Raw genomic sequence first — 13906 nt, 5'->3', positions numbered from 1 at the left:
GATACATGAAACAGTCATTACGTGGCTTACTCGCCGCTGCCCTCATGGCACTTCTGGTTGCTGGCTGTGCTATGCAGTCACCCAGCGTGGTCGACCGCATGTCCGGTGGGGACGCCGGCCAACTACTCAGCCAGGCAGAACAACAAGCACCGGAGCAAGCCGCCAAAACTCGTCTCGAAGCAGCCAGCATTTTGGCCGGCCAAGGTGAGCGCGATAAGGCGTTTGAAACCGCCGACGCCATTGATGAAAGCCTCTTATCGGAAGGCGATCGCGTGCGCTGGGCGCTGCTTTTCTCTGAACTGGCCCGAGCACTAGATGACCCGCGTGCCGTGCTACGCGCCACTCAGGTACTCAGCGACGAACTGCCGATGCAGGCCAATCAACAGGAAACCCTGGAAGAACGCCAGCGCTGGGCGCGCGAAGCGTTAGATCAGCAGGGCATGGCCAATGTTGCGCTACCCGAGCTTGAAGGCCAAGAAATACGCCGCATTGTGGTTGCGCTGCCCGAATCGGGCCCGCTTAGCAGCGTTGCCAACACCATCGCGACCGCCATGCGCAAGCACCATGACACCAAGGGTGATAACACTGAGCTCAGCTTTATAGATGCCTCACGTTACTCGTTAGACGAGCTTTATCAGCAGGCTCAGCAAATGAATGCCCAGCTAATGATTGGCCCGCTTGATAAAGACCAGGTCACTCAGCTAGAACAGCGCGACAGCGTACCCCTGCCGACACTAGCGCTCAATTACGGCAGCGGTGACCACAACCAGGCACAGCGCCTGTTCCAGTATGGCCTTTCCGCTGAAGATGAAGCCCGTCAAGCTGCCCGCCGCGCCTGGCAGGATGGTCATCGTCAAATGTCGATGATGGTGCCCGACAATGGCTGGGGTCGCCGCGTAGGCGAAGCTTTCTGGAATGAGTGGAAAAGCCAGGGTGGCGAAATTACCAATGCCGTTCGCTACAATCCCGAAAGCTCAGTTTCCACTGCCGTTCAAAGCGCACTCAACGTTAGCGGCGAGCGTGCACGCCTAGGCAATATTGACGCTCTCTTTCTGCTTGCCTTACCAGAATATGCTCGCCAAGTGCCCCCCACGATGGATTATTACTACGCTCCCGACCTGCCCATCTATGCCACCTCACATTTACACGAAGGGCGCCTGCAAACCCGCCTGGACCAAGATCTTAACGGCGTGATGTTTATGGATATTCCGTGGCAAATTCCGGACGCGGCCGTCGGTGGCGAAGAAGCACTGCCCTTCTCAGCCTCTTACCGCAGCTTACGCGATGAATCCGATGCCTCGATGTTCCGCCTGATGGCGATGGGTGTTGACGCTTACGAGCTGGCTCTTCGCTTTTCTAACTTAGCGGAGTTAGAAGGTTTAAGTGGTAGCACCGGCACGCTGTCCTTGAGAAGTGACGGACGCATTTATCGCGAACTGCCGTGGGCGAAATTTCAAAACGGCGCCCCCGCCCCTATTTTAATTCCTAACCTGGACAACAGTGGCGAATAATGCACAAACCGCTCGGGCGCGCGGCGCGGCCATAGAGCAGGTTGCTGCTCAATGGCTGTGCCAGCAAGGCCTCACCCTCGTTACGCAGAATCATTACGTGAAAGGGGGTGAGCTTGACTTGGTGATGCGGGATGGCGATATTCTTGTGTTTATCGAAGTCAAACATCGCACCACCACGCGCTACGGGCACCCGCTGGAAACCGTCACGTATCAAAAGCAGCAGCGCCTAATACGCGCAGCAAGGCTATATCTCGCTCGCGGCGGGCTTTCATCGCCCTGCCGGTTTGATATCCTGGCAATTATTGGCAAGCCGCCCAACTTAGAGTTTCATTGGGCGAAAGCTGCTTTTGATGCCTTTTGACTCTATCTAACCAGGAAGCCCTGATGGACTTTCAGACTCGTATACTTGGCCACTTTAACGCCAGCATTGACACCAAAACCTACGCCAGCGAAGTACTTCCACCGTTTATTGAAGTGGCGAGCCAAATGATGGTGCAGTGTCTCGTCAGCGAAGGAAAAATTCTTTCTTGCGGCAATGGCGGTAGCGCAGGCGACAGCCAGCACTTCTCATCTGAGCTGCTCAATCGCTTCGAGCGAGAGCGCCCTAGCCTGCCTGCATTGGCGCTCACCACCGACACGTCTACGCTTACGTCCATTGCCAATGACTACAGCTACAACGAAGTCTTTTCCAAGCAGATCCGCGCGCTAGGCCAACCTGGCGATGTACTATTGGCCATTTCCACCAGCGGCAATTCCGGCAACATTGTACAAGCCATCCAAGCCGCCCATGACCGTGATATGACCGTGGTTGCGCTAACCGGACGTGACGGTGGCGACATGGCGTCACTGCTGGGGCAGGATGACTGCGAGATTCGCGTACCCGCCACCTCTACGGCTCGCATTCAGGAAGTTCATCTACTGGTCATTCACTGTTTATGCGACCTGATTGATGAACAGCTGTTTGGCAGCGCCTAACGGCTTCGCGTTTTTATCAGTATTTTTCTTATCAGCATGTTTCATATATAACTATGCGTAAACCACTTGCATCATGGAGCCATACAATGACCCAGCGCCTCTCTCCCCTCAGCTTAATGGCGACCACCCTTTGCGCAGTATTGCTGCTCAGCGGCTGTGCCAATAACTCAGCGTCCAATCAATCTAACTACTCCCAACGTAGTAACGACGTTGAAGCCGTTGATGCCACAATCGAGCGTGAAGTTGAGCGCGCGCTAGAACGCGCCGATGCGCGACTGGGCGATGCGCGCATACGGGCTAATAGCTTTAATGGCGCTGTCTTACTGGTTGGCCAAGTACCCAGCGAAGAGCTTCGCGACATGGCTGGCGAAGTGACAGGCAGTTTGCGAGGCGTTAATGAAGTACATAACGAGCTGACCGTTGCGGCACGCCTTCCGGCCAGCCAACGCCTGACCGATACATGGCTCACCACCAACGTGGTCAGCCACTTGGCGACGAATGATCATATCGATTCTGGAAAAATAAAAGTGACCACCGAAAACGCTAGCGTCTACCTGATGGGGATTGTTACGCGTGAAGAGTCAGACCGTATCGTTAACGCCGCTTCCGCCGTGGGCGGCGTGCAGCGCATTGTGAAGGTGTTTGAATACATCGACTAACTGCGCCGCCACTAAAAAGCCTCGCCCTTAGATAAGAGCGAGGCTTTTTTATTGCGTAGCTTTATTGACCAACACGGGGCTGACTACTTAACGACCCTTAGCGTTGGCTTTTTCTTCGGCTTAGCATCATCACCCGCTGCTTTTGAAGAAGCCTTGGAATTATCGCCTCCCTCAGGAACTGGCGCGGTGATCGACAGCTCTGGTTTAGCAGATTCTCGTTTGGCTGAGGGCTCTCGTTTTGTAGCTGAAGGCTCTCGTTTTTTAGCTGAAAGCTCTGACGGATCAGAAGCGCTAGCGCTATCCTCAATATCCCCAAAGGACTCGGCTCCATCTTCAAGCTCGGGCTCCTGACCAAACACCATCCCCGCACCGTTCTCACGGGCGTAAATAGCAATTAATGCCGGCGTAGGAATCATCACCTGCATGGGCTGACCGCCAAAGCGAGCATTAAAGCTGATCGCCTCGTTTTCCATGAAAAAATCACGCACCGCCGTCGGCGCCGCGTTCAATACAATCTGGCCATTTTGCACTAGCTGACGAGGCACCTCGACACCTGGCTGGGTGGCATCCACCACCAGGTAAGGGGTTAACTCATTATCTAACAACCACTCATAAAGCGCTCGGGCGAGATAGGGGCGACTCGATTTCATCTAGACTCCCTCCTCCAACAGTAAGGCTCCCTGCCTTTACTCAAGGCAAGGGAGCCGAATGAATTCAAGCGCGCATCTCTTTTTCACGCTCACTTAAAGATGCCTTAAACGCTTCACGCTCAAATACTCGCGACATGTAACTCAACAAGGGCTTGACCTGCTTTTCGGGCAGTTCAATATTGAGATCCGGCAAACGCCATAGAACCGGTGCTAAACAGCAATCCACCAGCGTAAACTCTTCACTCATGAAGTAAGGCATATCTTCAAAGATCGGCGAGATACCAATGAGGCTCTCGCGCAGTTCTTTACGCGCCTTATCCGCTTCTTTTTTTCCACCGCTGCGAATTTGGTCGACCATCGGGCACCACTCGCGCTCAATGCGGTGCATCCATAGGCGGCTTTGTGCACGCGCCACAGGATAAACAGGCAATAGCGGAGGATGCGGGAAACGCTCATCCAAATACTCCATCATGACCTTAGATTCATAAAGAACCAGGTCACGATCTAATAGCGTCGGTACGCTATTGTACGGATTGAGGTCTGCCAGCTCTTCCGGTGGTTTTTCGTCGAGAACATCGACGATATCAACGGCAACCCCCTTCTCGGCCAGCACAATGCGCACACGATGACTGAAATGATCATCACTACCCGAGTAAAAGATCATCGACGACCGCTTGGCCACAACACCCATGAAAGCATCCTCGCATCAAAACAATCTTGGATAATAACACGCCAGCACTCCCTTAGGGGAAGCCAGCTTGCTTTGCTTTTGTTGCCATGCTGGCAGTCAAAAAGGCGCGCGGCCTTTGTCGTGCGCCCGATTGCCCGCCAGCACCGGCGAATCAGTGAATGTCTCGCCAATACTCGCGCTTGAGCAGGTAAGCCATCACCACAAAAATGAAAATAAAGATCAGCACTTTAGGCGCCAACGCCTGAGCCTTAAGCCTGGAAGGCTCACCAACATAAACGAGAAAATTAGTTAAATCATAAACGACCTGCTCAAACTCAGCGGGCGCCAGCTCACCTGGCTGGGTTATTTTCAGCCCCTCACAGGATGAGCCTTGAGCCGACAACGCATTCGCGTCTCGGCCATCTACTTCAGCGCAGGCCAGCGTCTGCACACCTTGCAAAGGTTCCAGCACATTAGGCATTGCCACTAAATCAGATACCGTATTGTTCACACCCGTTGGTCGACTAGCATCTTGATAGAAGCCGAGTAAAAAAGCGTAAATCCAATCAGGGCTGCGCAGGCGCGCCTGCAGGGTTAAGTCTGGCGGCACAGCACCAAACCATTGCTTGGCATCGTCACTTTCAAGCGCTGTAAGCATTTGATCGTTATAAGCCAATTCAGACGAAAAAATCAGATTCGCCCTGGCCAAGTCCTGCGGAATCCCTAAATCATCAGCCGCACGAGAAAAACGCTGATATTCCAGCGAATGACAGCCCATGCAGTAGTTCACATAAAGCTTCATGCCATTTTGCAGCGACGCTTGATCCTGCAGGTCAGGCTCCATCGAATGGGCCGCGCTAGCAGTCGCCGCTGCCAACAGGGCGGCAAAACATCCCGCTAATAACATTCTCAATCGGCGCTTTCTCATTAGCCGGTTACCCTGTCTGGAAGCGGCTTCGTCTTCTCAAACTTGGTATAAATCGGCATTAGCAGGAAGAAAGCAAAATAAACAAATGTACACACCTGCGCCAAAATGGTTCGTCCGACGGTTGACGGCAAAACACCTAAAACCCCTAGCAGCACAAAGCTAACCACGAACAGAAGCAGCATCGTTTTAGACACCCACCCTTTATAGCGCATAGAACGCACCGGGCTGCGGTCAAGCCAAGGCAAAACGAAAAGCACCGCAATGGCCCCTCCCATAAACAGAATGCCCAGGAACTTAGCCTCTAAGCCAAACACCGAGAAGGTGATCGCACGCAAAATGGCGTAAAAAGGCGTGAAGTACCAAACGGGTGCAATATGATCGGGCGTTTGCAGAGGATTGGCGGGTTCAAAGTTGGTTTTTTCAATAAAAAACCCGCCGCCCTCCGGAAAATAGAACACCACCACGCAAAAAACGAATAAGAATATGGCCACGCCAACAAGATCTTTGACCACGTAGTAAGGATAAAAAGGTATTCCATCCAGCGGCACATCTGCCCCATCTTTGTACTGCTTGATCTCAATCCCATCAGGATTATTGGAACCTACTTCATGCAGCGCAATAATATGTAGCACCACAAGCGCCAGAATAACGATGGGCAGAGCAATAACATGCAACGCAAAAAAACGGTTAAGCGTAATACCCGAAATAAGATAGTCACCGCGTATCCACTGCGCCAAATCAGGACCAAACCCGGGAATAGCAGAGAACAGCGAGGTAATGACCTGCGCGCCCCAGTAGGACATTTGCCCCCATGGCAGCAAATAGCCCATAAAGGCCTCGGCCATGAGCACGAGATAGATGCTCATGCCAAAGATCCACACTAGCTCGCGCGGCGCCTTATAAGAGCCATATAAAAGCCCCCTAAACATGTGCAGATAAACAACGATAAAAAAGGCAGAAGCGCCCGTGGTGTGCATATGGCGGATCAGCCATCCCCACTCCACGTCACGCATAATATATTCAACGGATGCAAACGCACCCTCAGCGGAGGGGTTAAAACTCATTGCCAACCAAATGCCCGTCAGAATTTGATTCACTAAAACCAGCAGCGCTAATGAGCCAAAACAGTACCAAACGTTAAGGTTCTTCGGTGCGTAGTATCGAGAAAGATGATTTTGCCACACCTGTGTCGCGGGGAAGCGCTCATCTATCCAGCGCATAGCCCCTTTTTCAGCCTTGGCTTTATTGGACTTTTCCATTAAGCCTCCTCATCTTCGCCAATAACAATGATGTCATCGGTTTCAAATCGATAAGGCGGCACCTCAAGATTGGTTGGCGCAGGAACGTTGTTGAATACGCGGCCCGCTAAGTCAAAGCGCGAGGCATGGCAAGGACAAAAGAAACCGCCCGGCCAATTATCAACACCCACTCCGGCGGCATCAGGCTCTGGCCGGAAAAGCGGAGAACATCCCAGGTGGGTACAAATTCCCACAAGCACGCCAATGTCAGGCTTAACAGAGCGTAGACCACCGGCAATATAGGCTGGCTGCTGCGGGGCCTTTGAATCTGGGTCTGCCAAGCTCGCCACATCTATCGCCTGCGTTCGCGCAATCATTTCGGGCGTGCGATTAATAATCCACACAGGCCGACCGCGCCACGCAACGGTCACTCTCTGCCCAGGCTCAAGACGCGAGATATCTGCACGAACGGGGGCGCCGGCTGCCCTGGCTCGCGCACTAGGCTGCCAAGAGGACACAAAGGGAACCGCCACCCCGACAGCACCCACCGCCCCGACAACGGAAGTGGCAACCACGAGGAAACGGCGTCGGCTTTTGTTAATGCCGCTATCTGCCATTTCAGATTACCCTCTTTAGCCTACCCGCTACGCTGAAAAGCCGTGATGCGAACAAAAATTAATGATGCCCTATGCTAAAAAAACAACTCGCCGCGCACAAGAACAACCGTACGCGGCGACAATAATTCGGGCAGCCTATCTTTTTTAAGATTCCAATAAAAAACGCCCAGGTCGATGACCTGGGCGTTTTGCAGCGCTGGTAAAAATTAGCGCTTAGAGAACTGCGGACGACGACGTGCTTTGCGTAGGCCAACTTTCTTACGCTCAACTTGACGTGCGTCACGCGTTACGTAGCCAGCGGCACGTAGCGAAGGACGAAGGTCTTCGTTGTAGTTCATCAGGGCGCGAGTAATGCCGTGACGAATAGCGCCAGCTTGAGAAGAGCCGCCGCCACCAGCGACAGTCACGAAGATGTCAAACTGGCTGACCGTTTCAGTCAACTCAAGCGGCTGACGAACAACCATACGACCCGTTACACGACCAAAATAAAGGTCAAGGTCTTGATTGTTGACGGTAATTTTACCAGAGCCCGGCTTCATAAACACGCGAGCGGTGGAAGTCTTGCGGCGCCCGGTACCGTAATACTGCTGTGTCATGGCGAAGATTTCCTCAGATGTTCAGTTCAAGCGGCTGTTGGGCAGCATGCGGATGCTCAGCACCGGCGTACACTTTCAACTTAGTGTACATGGCGCGGCCCAAAGGACCTTTCGGCAACATACCTTTAACGGCAGACTCAATGATGCGCTCAGGCGCATGATCAAGCATTTTGTCGAATGTCATAGAGCGCAGACCGCCCGGATAACCAGTGTGGCGGTAATAGGTTTTAGCCTTCGCCTTGTTACCGGTCACGTGGACTTTCTCTGCGTTGATGACGACGATGTAGTCGCCAGTATCAACGTGAGGAGTAAATTCGGGCTTATGCTTGCCACGTAAGCGGCGAGCAATCTCGGTTGCCAGACGACCGAGCGTTTTGTCCTTAGCGTCGACAACATACCAGTCGCGCTGGACGGACTCAGGCTTAGCACTGAACGTCTTCATGGATGAAATCACCAGATTAAATGTATTGGGCGACTCACACCGCTTACACGGCGAAGCACCATCCCTATTTTTCTTGGTTGCCTGCATTACAAGCAACATGTAGCGAGGCGGCATTCTACAGCAAGGGCCGAGACAAGTTAAGCCGCATCGCCACTTTTTTACACTAGCAGCAAAGGCTAGGGTTTATGTGCTAACGCTAGATACTCTTTCGACTGCATTTCTTGCAAGCGAGAGAGAGTACGCTGGAACTCAAACGTCAACTTTCCACCGCTATACAGCTGCTCAATGGACACCTCTGCGGACATCAGCAGCTTTACGCCGCGATCATAAAACTCATCGACCATATTAATAAAACGGCGCGCCTGATCATCCGTTTTGGCATCCATACGCACAACGTTAGACACCACTACGGTATGAAACTCTCGGGCCAGCTCAATATAGTCATTCTGACTACGCGGGCCATCACATAGCTCTAAAAACTCGAACCAAACAATATCTTCATACAGTCGACGCGCTTTTAGCACGCGACCATTTATCTCTAGCGAGGCATCTGACTCGCCCTCATGGCCCGCTATTTCTTTGAAGCTTCTCGACAGCTCGCGCTCAGCCGTATCATCCAGCGGCGAGTAAAAAATGGCTGCACGCTCTAGCGCACGCAGCCGGTAGTCCACGCCAGAATCGACATTTACTACGTCGCAATGACGATTAACCAGCTCGATAGCCGGTAGGAAACGTGCCCGCTGCAGTCCCTCTTTGTACAAATCGTCAGGCACGATATTAGAGGTCGCTACCAACACCACGCCACGCTCAAAAAGCGCCTCCAGCAGGTTGGCAAGAATCATTGCATCGGTAATATCTTTGACAAAAAACTCATCAAAGCAGATTACGCGATACTCGGCGGCAAACTTTCCAGCAATCAGCGTTAAGGGATTTTTCTCGCCCTTATAGTGCGTCAACTCATTGTGAACGCGCTGCATAAAGCGATGAAAGTGAGTGCGCATTTTGTCGGAAAAAGGCAGCGCCTCATAAAAGGTATCCACTAAGTAGGTCTTACCACGCCCTACGCCGCCCCAAAAATAGAGCCCTTTTACCTGAGGCAGCATGGGCTCACGAGAAGAAGATGACTTCTTACCCATCAAACCCGCCATTTTTGCTTTCAGCCCCTTATGGGCAACCAGCGCCTTGGGCATGGTTGTGGGCGCCGCAACAAGCTCATCGTAAAGTCGCTGCAAGTGCTTTACTGCCGTTTCTTGCGCTGCATCATATTGAAAATCATCGCGTTCTAAATCCGCGCGATAGCGCTCTATAGGCGTCGCAGGACGCGCTTTTGGCACAGACCTACCCGCAGCAGATGTTGATGACATGCAATCGCCTCCTACAGCGTGTAAAGCGGCAGCTAGAATCGTCACTGCCCGCCTCAAAAGGCTGCGATTATACCCATTGAGGCACCATAACGCATGAGCGGATTGACCCGACTAGTGGACTGACGCCTATAATGGCAGTCTGTTAGTTCACAACAGCTGGCTAATAGCGTCGGCTGTTATATACAAGGCGCCAGGGAGAACACTGTGGACGCAAGCTCACCATTAACCTTTGCTGTTATCGGTCTTATCGTCGGTTTTATTATCGGAATGGGCTGCTATCGCCTATTCAGCAAAAGCCAGCGCGAGACGGCCTCCATGCGCCAGCAGCTACTTGAACGCGAACATCAAATCGCCGAAATGAAGACCAGCGTAGGCAGCCATTTAACCGGCATCTATGAGCGCCTGAGCAATATTCGTGATGAAGCCAACCAGCTGGAGCTTCAGCTCAAAGAGGACGCCGCGGAATGGAATATTCGGGATGCCGCTATTCAGCCCAGCCTTGATCTTTCCGGTATCAATTCAAAGCAGCAGCCAGCAGAAGATGACACCACGCCCGCTATGCCGCGTGATTACGCTGATGGCAAAGGTGGCACGCTATCCGAAAATTTCGGCTTAAAAAGCAACGAGGCAGCCACTCCCCAGCCACCACGCTATTAATCGATATAGTAGGCCCCGACAGCCGTCAAAAGCCGTTATTCGCGACTGATGGCTAAAAACGCGTCGGGGCCCACTGGTTAAGAAGACCTCTAGGCAGGATTATCAATATCCACAAACCGATGCTCGATCGCATACTCATCGGCCAGCCACTCGCCCAACGCCTGAATACCGTAACGCTCGGTGGCATGATGGCCCGCGGCGATATAATGAATACCCATTTCGCGTGCAAGATGCGTGGTTCGCTCAGATATCTCACCCGACACAAATACCTGCGCACCGGCTTCATATGCTGAGGTAATCATGTCTTGAGCACCGCCGGTGCACCAAGCAATACGCTCAACCTCGCCCACTTGCGGCGCCTCAATCACCAGCGGCTCACGCTGCAGCGCCTGCGAGATTTGTGCAGCCAACGCTTGTATTGAGCTCGACTGAGTTAAACGCCCAGACCACAAGAGCCCTTCCCCCAGCTCACCGTCAATGCACCCCTCAACTTTCCAACCCAAGCGCCTGGCCAGCTCGGCGTTATTACCTAACTCTGCATGCGCATCAAGAGGCAAGTGATACGCAAGTAAATTAATCCCATGATCGAGCAGCGTTTTAATGCGTTTTTGCTTCATACCGGTAATAGCAACGGGCTCGTTTTTCCAAAAGTAGCCGTGATGCACCAGCACCATGTCTGCCTTCCAAGCGACCGCTTCATCCAGCAGTGCTTGGCAGGCCGTCACGCCCGTCATCACGCGTTTAACACAGTCAGTGCCTGCGACCTGCAGCCCATTAATCGTAAAATCTTTGAACTGGGCGGCGCGCAGCTGATGATCACAGGCTGCCACTAGTTGGTCGCGATATATCATACTGACTCCTTTCGTTAATGGTTGAATTGCACCCGTGAGGAACTCGCTAAGAAAGTGTTACCATACGGCTATTGTTAAACTCGCTTCTTTTGTCACGATTGGCAAGACTGACTCGTTAAGGAATTTTTTGCATGAGACGCTATGTGCTGCCTTATTTATGGCCAGTCATCACTGGCGTATTGATCGCTTTGCTGATCTTGCCGGGACTTCCAGATCTGTTATCAAACCCGTTTCAAAGCCCAGCGCCGCAAGAACCTGCTCCTACCGTGGTCACGGTGCCGGCCGTTGTCGAACCAAGCCCTAACCGCCCTGCTCCCGAGATACATCAAGCAGAGCCGATGGCACGCAACCAGGGGCCCTCTAGCTACTCATACGCGGTAGATCAAGCCGCCCCCGCCGTCGTCAACATTTACTCTTCACGCATTGTAGAGCGCGACCAGCACCCGCTGATGTCTGATCCTTTTTTCCAGCAGTTTTTTGATGATCAGGGCAATGATTCGACCACCCATCAGCGCATGCTTTCGAGCCTGGGCTCTGGCGTTATCGTGAGCGACGATGGCTATGTGCTAACCAACCACCATGTCATCAACGGTGCCGATGAAATTCAAGTGGCCTTACGCGATGGACGTGAGACGTTAGCTGAAGTGATTGGGACTGATCCTGAAAGCGATCTAGCCGTGCTGCGGATTGAGCTAGACGATCTGCCGGTTATTGAGCTGACCGACTCAGCAGACGTGGCGGTTGGCGACGTCGCGTTGGCCATCGGCAATCCGTTCGGCGTGGGCCAAACGGTGACCATGGGCATTATCAGCGCCACTGGGCGTAATCATTTAGGGCTCAATGCCTACGAAGACTTCATACAAACCGATGCCGCCATCAACCCAGGCAACTCGGGGGGCGCGTTAGTCAATCCTGACGGCGCGCTAGTAGGCATCAATACGGCTATTTTCTCGCGCTCAGGCGGCTCACAGGGCATTGGCTTTGCAATCCCTGCCAATCTCGCCCACAGCATACTCGATGAACTTGTCACTCAAGGGCGCGTTATTCGTGGCTGGCTTGGCATCGAGGCGCAGGCACTTTCCCGCGAGCTTGCCGCCTCTTTTGGCCTGCAAACACCGCAGGGCGTTATCGTCGCTGGAGTCGTCAGTGATGGCCCCGCCGCAGAAGCAGGCCTGGAGCCTGGCGACGTACTGCTCGCCGTTGATGGGCAGGCTATCTTAGATGCGCGCACTGCGATGAGTGACATCGCCTCTATTCCACCGGGCACTTCGCTGCCGCTGACCATCGTACGTAGCGGCGAGCGTATGGACATGACGCTAGTGGTGGGAGAGCGGCCGCCGCCGGCCATCCCCATTAACGAAGTCGTGCCGCGCCAACGCGACTCATAATATTGTCACGTTGGCGTTACGAGAAGCTTAATCGCGGATACGGTATTCTGCGGAGCGCGCGTGAGCAGTTAACGACTCACCCCTGGCCAGTACCGAAGCGATCTTGCCCAGCTCAGATGCTCCGGCAGCAGAGCAGTGAATGATGGATGAGCGCTTCTGAAAGTCATACACGCCTAGTGGAGAAGAGAAACGCGCTGTGCCTGACGTGGGCAGCACGTGATTCGGCCCGGCACAGTAATCACCTAATGCTTCCGCGGTGTAACGCCCCATAAAGATCGCACCGGCGTGACGAATATCGTCTAGCCATGCCTCGGGCGCATTGACCGATAGCTCTAAATGCTCAGGCGCAACGCGATTGATGATCGTCACGGCCTCTTCGGCATCCTGGCAATGAATGAGGGCACCGCGGTTGCGCAGCGACTCACGCACAATATCTTCCCGCTCTAAACTCGGCAGCAATCGCTCAATTGCGGCCTCAACGGCGTCTAAGTGCTCGGCATCCCAACTAATCAATATCGCCTGAGCATCTTCATCGTGCTCTGCCTGAGAAAACAAATCCATCGCCAGCCAGTCGGGGTCCGTTTGCCCATCGGAAACAACCATGATCTCCGACGGACCGGCGATCATATCAATGCCCACCTGACCAAACACCGCACGCTTAGCCGTCGCGACATAAATGTTGCCCGGCCCCACAATTTTGTCGACCCTAGGCACGCTTTCAGTACCATACGCGAGCGCGGCGATTGCCTGAGCGCCGCCAATAGTGAACACATAGTCGACACCGGCCAAATGCGCTGCGGCTAGCACCAGCTGGTTTAAGACACCATCCGGAGTGGGCACCACCATGACTATTTCACGCACCCCCGCCACATGAGCAGGAATGGCATTCATCAACACCGACGACGGATAAGCCGCCTTACCGCCAGGCACATAAATACCGGCGCGATCAAGCGGCGTCACTTTTTGCCCTAACACCGTGCCATCAGCTTCCTCATACTGCCAAGAGTTCGGCTTCTGACGCTCGTGATAGCGCTTAATTCGCTCCGCGGCATTCGTCAGCGCATCGCGCTGCTCGGCGGGCAAGTGATCATATGCGTGCTTCAACTGCTCGGGTGTTAGCTGCAGCTCGTCCATGCGCGTGGCGGAAAGGCGATCAAAACGGTTAGTGGCGTCGATCACGGCAGCGTCGCCATGCTGCTTCACGCTGGCAAGAATTTCATCAACCCGTGCCTGCACCGCTTTATCGGACACGCCTTCCCAGTCCAGCAAAGCATCAAGACGTTGGTGGAAGTCAGTAGCGCTGGTCGACAGGCGTGACACCGTGGCAGCAACTTGTTCGCTTGTGAGCTCGTTCATGGAT

General features: G+C 53.5%; 16 protein-coding genes. 6 read left to right on the top strand and 10 right to left on the bottom strand.

Annotated features, from left to right (window positions below):
- Nucleotides 1-5 precede the first annotated feature (5 nt).
- The 4 genes from KUO20_RS06290 to KUO20_RS06275 all read left to right on the top strand — a co-directional run bounded on the left by KUO20_RS06290 (nt 6) and on the right by KUO20_RS06275 (nt 3145).
- On the top strand, nt 6-1511 hold the full coding sequence (locus KUO20_RS06290) for a penicillin-binding protein activator (protein ID WP_235042024.1): 1506 nt from the start codon (nt 6-8) through the stop codon (nt 1509-1511).
- The gene (locus KUO20_RS06285) at nt 1501-1872 is read left to right on the top strand and encodes a YraN family protein (protein ID WP_235042023.1); all 372 of its coding nucleotides are present in this window, start codon (nt 1501-1503) and stop codon (nt 1870-1872) included. The genes KUO20_RS06290 and KUO20_RS06285 overlap by 11 nt, the downstream gene beginning before the upstream one ends.
- Nucleotides 1873-1895: 23 nt before the next feature.
- The gene (locus KUO20_RS06280) at nt 1896-2486 is read left to right on the top strand and encodes a phosphoheptose isomerase (RefSeq protein ID WP_235042022.1); all 591 of its coding nucleotides are present in this window, start codon (nt 1896-1898) and stop codon (nt 2484-2486) included.
- An 86-nt stretch (nt 2487-2572) separates the two neighbouring features.
- Nucleotides 2573-3145: a BON domain-containing protein gene (locus tag KUO20_RS06275; protein WP_235042021.1), complete on the top strand. Its 573-nt coding sequence runs from the start codon at nt 2573-2575 to the stop codon at nt 3143-3145.
- Nucleotides 3146-3228: 83 nt separating this feature from the next.
- Here KUO20_RS06275 and KUO20_RS06270 read toward each other — a convergent pair whose 3' ends face one another.
- The 8 genes from KUO20_RS06270 to zapE all read right to left on the bottom strand — a co-directional run bounded on the left by KUO20_RS06270 (nt 3229) and on the right by zapE (nt 9650).
- On the bottom strand, nt 3229-3795 hold the full coding sequence (locus KUO20_RS06270; RefSeq protein ID WP_235042020.1) for a ClpXP protease specificity-enhancing factor: 567 nt from the start codon (nt 3793-3795) through the stop codon (nt 3229-3231).
- 64 nt (nt 3796-3859) lie between these two features.
- Nucleotides 3860-4486, bottom strand: coding sequence for a stringent starvation protein SspA (sspA, locus tag KUO20_RS06265; protein WP_096280716.1), 627 nt, complete (start codon nt 4484-4486; stop codon nt 3860-3862).
- Nucleotides 4487-4637: 151 nt separating this feature from the next.
- Nucleotides 4638-5393, bottom strand: a complete 756-nt coding sequence (locus KUO20_RS06260; protein ID WP_235042019.1) for a cytochrome c1 — start codon at nt 5391-5393, stop codon at nt 4638-4640.
- Nucleotides 5393-6652, bottom strand: a complete 1260-nt coding sequence (locus tag KUO20_RS06255; RefSeq protein WP_235042018.1) for a cytochrome b — start codon at nt 6650-6652, stop codon at nt 5393-5395. Before KUO20_RS06255 ends, KUO20_RS06260 begins: the two co-directional genes overlap by 1 nt.
- Nucleotides 6652-7248 carry a ubiquinol-cytochrome c reductase iron-sulfur subunit gene (petA, locus tag KUO20_RS06250; protein ID WP_235042017.1) on the bottom strand — a complete coding sequence of 199 codons (597 nt, stop codon included), beginning with the start codon at nt 7246-7248 and terminating at the stop codon, nt 6652-6654. Before petA ends, KUO20_RS06255 begins: the two co-directional genes overlap by 1 nt.
- Nucleotides 7249-7454: 206 nt before the next feature.
- Nucleotides 7455-7844: a 30S ribosomal protein S9 gene (rpsI, locus tag KUO20_RS06245; protein ID WP_096280725.1), complete on the bottom strand. Its 390-nt coding sequence runs from the start codon at nt 7842-7844 to the stop codon at nt 7455-7457.
- Nucleotides 7845-7857: 13 nt separating this feature from the next.
- Complete coding sequence (gene rplM, locus KUO20_RS06240) at nt 7858-8286, bottom strand: 50S ribosomal protein L13 (protein ID WP_096280728.1); 429 nt, start codon at nt 8284-8286, stop codon at nt 7858-7860.
- 176 nt (nt 8287-8462) lie between these two features.
- Entirely contained in the window at nt 8463-9650 is a 1188-nt protein-coding gene (gene zapE, locus KUO20_RS06235; RefSeq protein WP_235042016.1) for a cell division protein ZapE, read from the bottom strand.
- A gap of 204 nt (nt 9651-9854) precedes the next feature.
- Here zapE and KUO20_RS06230 point away from each other — a divergent pair, with 204 nt between their 5' ends.
- Nucleotides 9855-10307, top strand: coding sequence for a Z-ring associated ZapG family protein (locus KUO20_RS06230; protein WP_235042015.1), 453 nt, complete (start codon nt 9855-9857; stop codon nt 10305-10307).
- 89 nt (nt 10308-10396) lie between these two features.
- On the opposite strand, the gene KUO20_RS06225 is transcribed toward KUO20_RS06230, so the two are convergent.
- Nucleotides 10397-11158, bottom strand: coding sequence for a Nif3-like dinuclear metal center hexameric protein (locus KUO20_RS06225; protein ID WP_235042014.1), 762 nt, complete (start codon nt 11156-11158; stop codon nt 10397-10399).
- Between the two features lie 131 nt (nt 11159-11289).
- Between KUO20_RS06225 and KUO20_RS06220 the strand changes: the two genes are divergently transcribed.
- Nucleotides 11290-12546: a Do family serine endopeptidase gene (locus tag KUO20_RS06220; protein ID WP_235042013.1), complete on the top strand. Its 1257-nt coding sequence runs from the start codon at nt 11290-11292 to the stop codon at nt 12544-12546.
- A gap of 27 nt (nt 12547-12573) precedes the next feature.
- Here the strand turns inward: KUO20_RS06220 and hisD are convergent, their stop codons facing one another.
- Complete coding sequence (hisD, locus tag KUO20_RS06215) at nt 12574-13902, bottom strand: histidinol dehydrogenase (protein ID WP_235042012.1); 1329 nt, start codon at nt 13900-13902, stop codon at nt 12574-12576.
- Nucleotides 13903-13906 lie beyond the last annotated feature (4 nt).

The organism is Vreelandella profundi (assembly GCF_019722725.1).
Classification (GTDB): Bacteria; Pseudomonadota; Gammaproteobacteria; order Pseudomonadales; family Halomonadaceae; genus Vreelandella; species Vreelandella profundi.
This window is presented reverse-complemented; position numbering and strand designations above follow the sequence as displayed.

What these genes read in the sequence shown, in the direction of transcription:
- KUO20_RS06290 (WP_235042024.1), top strand. Translation starts at nt 6, where the DNA reads ATGAAACAGTCATTACGTGGCTTACTCGCCGCTGCCCTCATGGCACTT.
- KUO20_RS06280 (WP_235042022.1), top strand. Translation starts at nt 1,896, where the DNA reads ATGGACTTTCAGACTCGTATACTTGGCCACTTTAACGCCAGCATTGAC.
- KUO20_RS06275 (WP_235042021.1), top strand. Translation starts at nt 2,573, where the DNA reads ATGACCCAGCGCCTCTCTCCCCTCAGCTTAATGGCGACCACCCTTTGC.
- KUO20_RS06270 (WP_235042020.1), bottom strand. Translation starts at nt 3,795, where the DNA reads ATGAAATCGAGTCGCCCCTATCTCGCCCGAGCGCTTTATGAGTGGTTG.
- sspA (WP_096280716.1), bottom strand. Translation starts at nt 4,486, where the DNA reads ATGGGTGTTGTGGCCAAGCGGTCGTCGATGATCTTTTACTCGGGTAGT.
- KUO20_RS06260 (WP_235042019.1), bottom strand. Translation starts at nt 5,393, where the DNA reads ATGAGAAAGCGCCGATTGAGAATGTTATTAGCGGGATGTTTTGCCGCC.
- KUO20_RS06255 (WP_235042018.1), bottom strand. Translation starts at nt 6,652, where the DNA reads ATGGAAAAGTCCAATAAAGCCAAGGCTGAAAAAGGGGCTATGCGCTGG.
- petA (WP_235042017.1), bottom strand. Translation starts at nt 7,248, where the DNA reads ATGGCAGATAGCGGCATTAACAAAAGCCGACGCCGTTTCCTCGTGGTT.
- rpsI (WP_096280725.1), bottom strand. Translation starts at nt 7,844, where the DNA reads ATGACACAGCAGTATTACGGTACCGGGCGCCGCAAGACTTCCACCGCT.
- rplM (WP_096280728.1), bottom strand. Translation starts at nt 8,286, where the DNA reads ATGAAGACGTTCAGTGCTAAGCCTGAGTCCGTCCAGCGCGACTGGTAT.
- zapE (WP_235042016.1), bottom strand. Translation starts at nt 9,650, where the DNA reads ATGTCATCAACATCTGCTGCGGGTAGGTCTGTGCCAAAAGCGCGTCCT.
- KUO20_RS06225 (WP_235042014.1), bottom strand. Translation starts at nt 11,158, where the DNA reads ATGATATATCGCGACCAACTAGTGGCAGCCTGTGATCATCAGCTGCGC.
- KUO20_RS06220 (WP_235042013.1), top strand. Translation starts at nt 11,290, where the DNA reads ATGAGACGCTATGTGCTGCCTTATTTATGGCCAGTCATCACTGGCGTA.
- hisD (WP_235042012.1), bottom strand. Translation starts at nt 13,902, where the DNA reads ATGAACGAGCTCACAAGCGAACAAGTTGCTGCCACGGTGTCACGCCTG.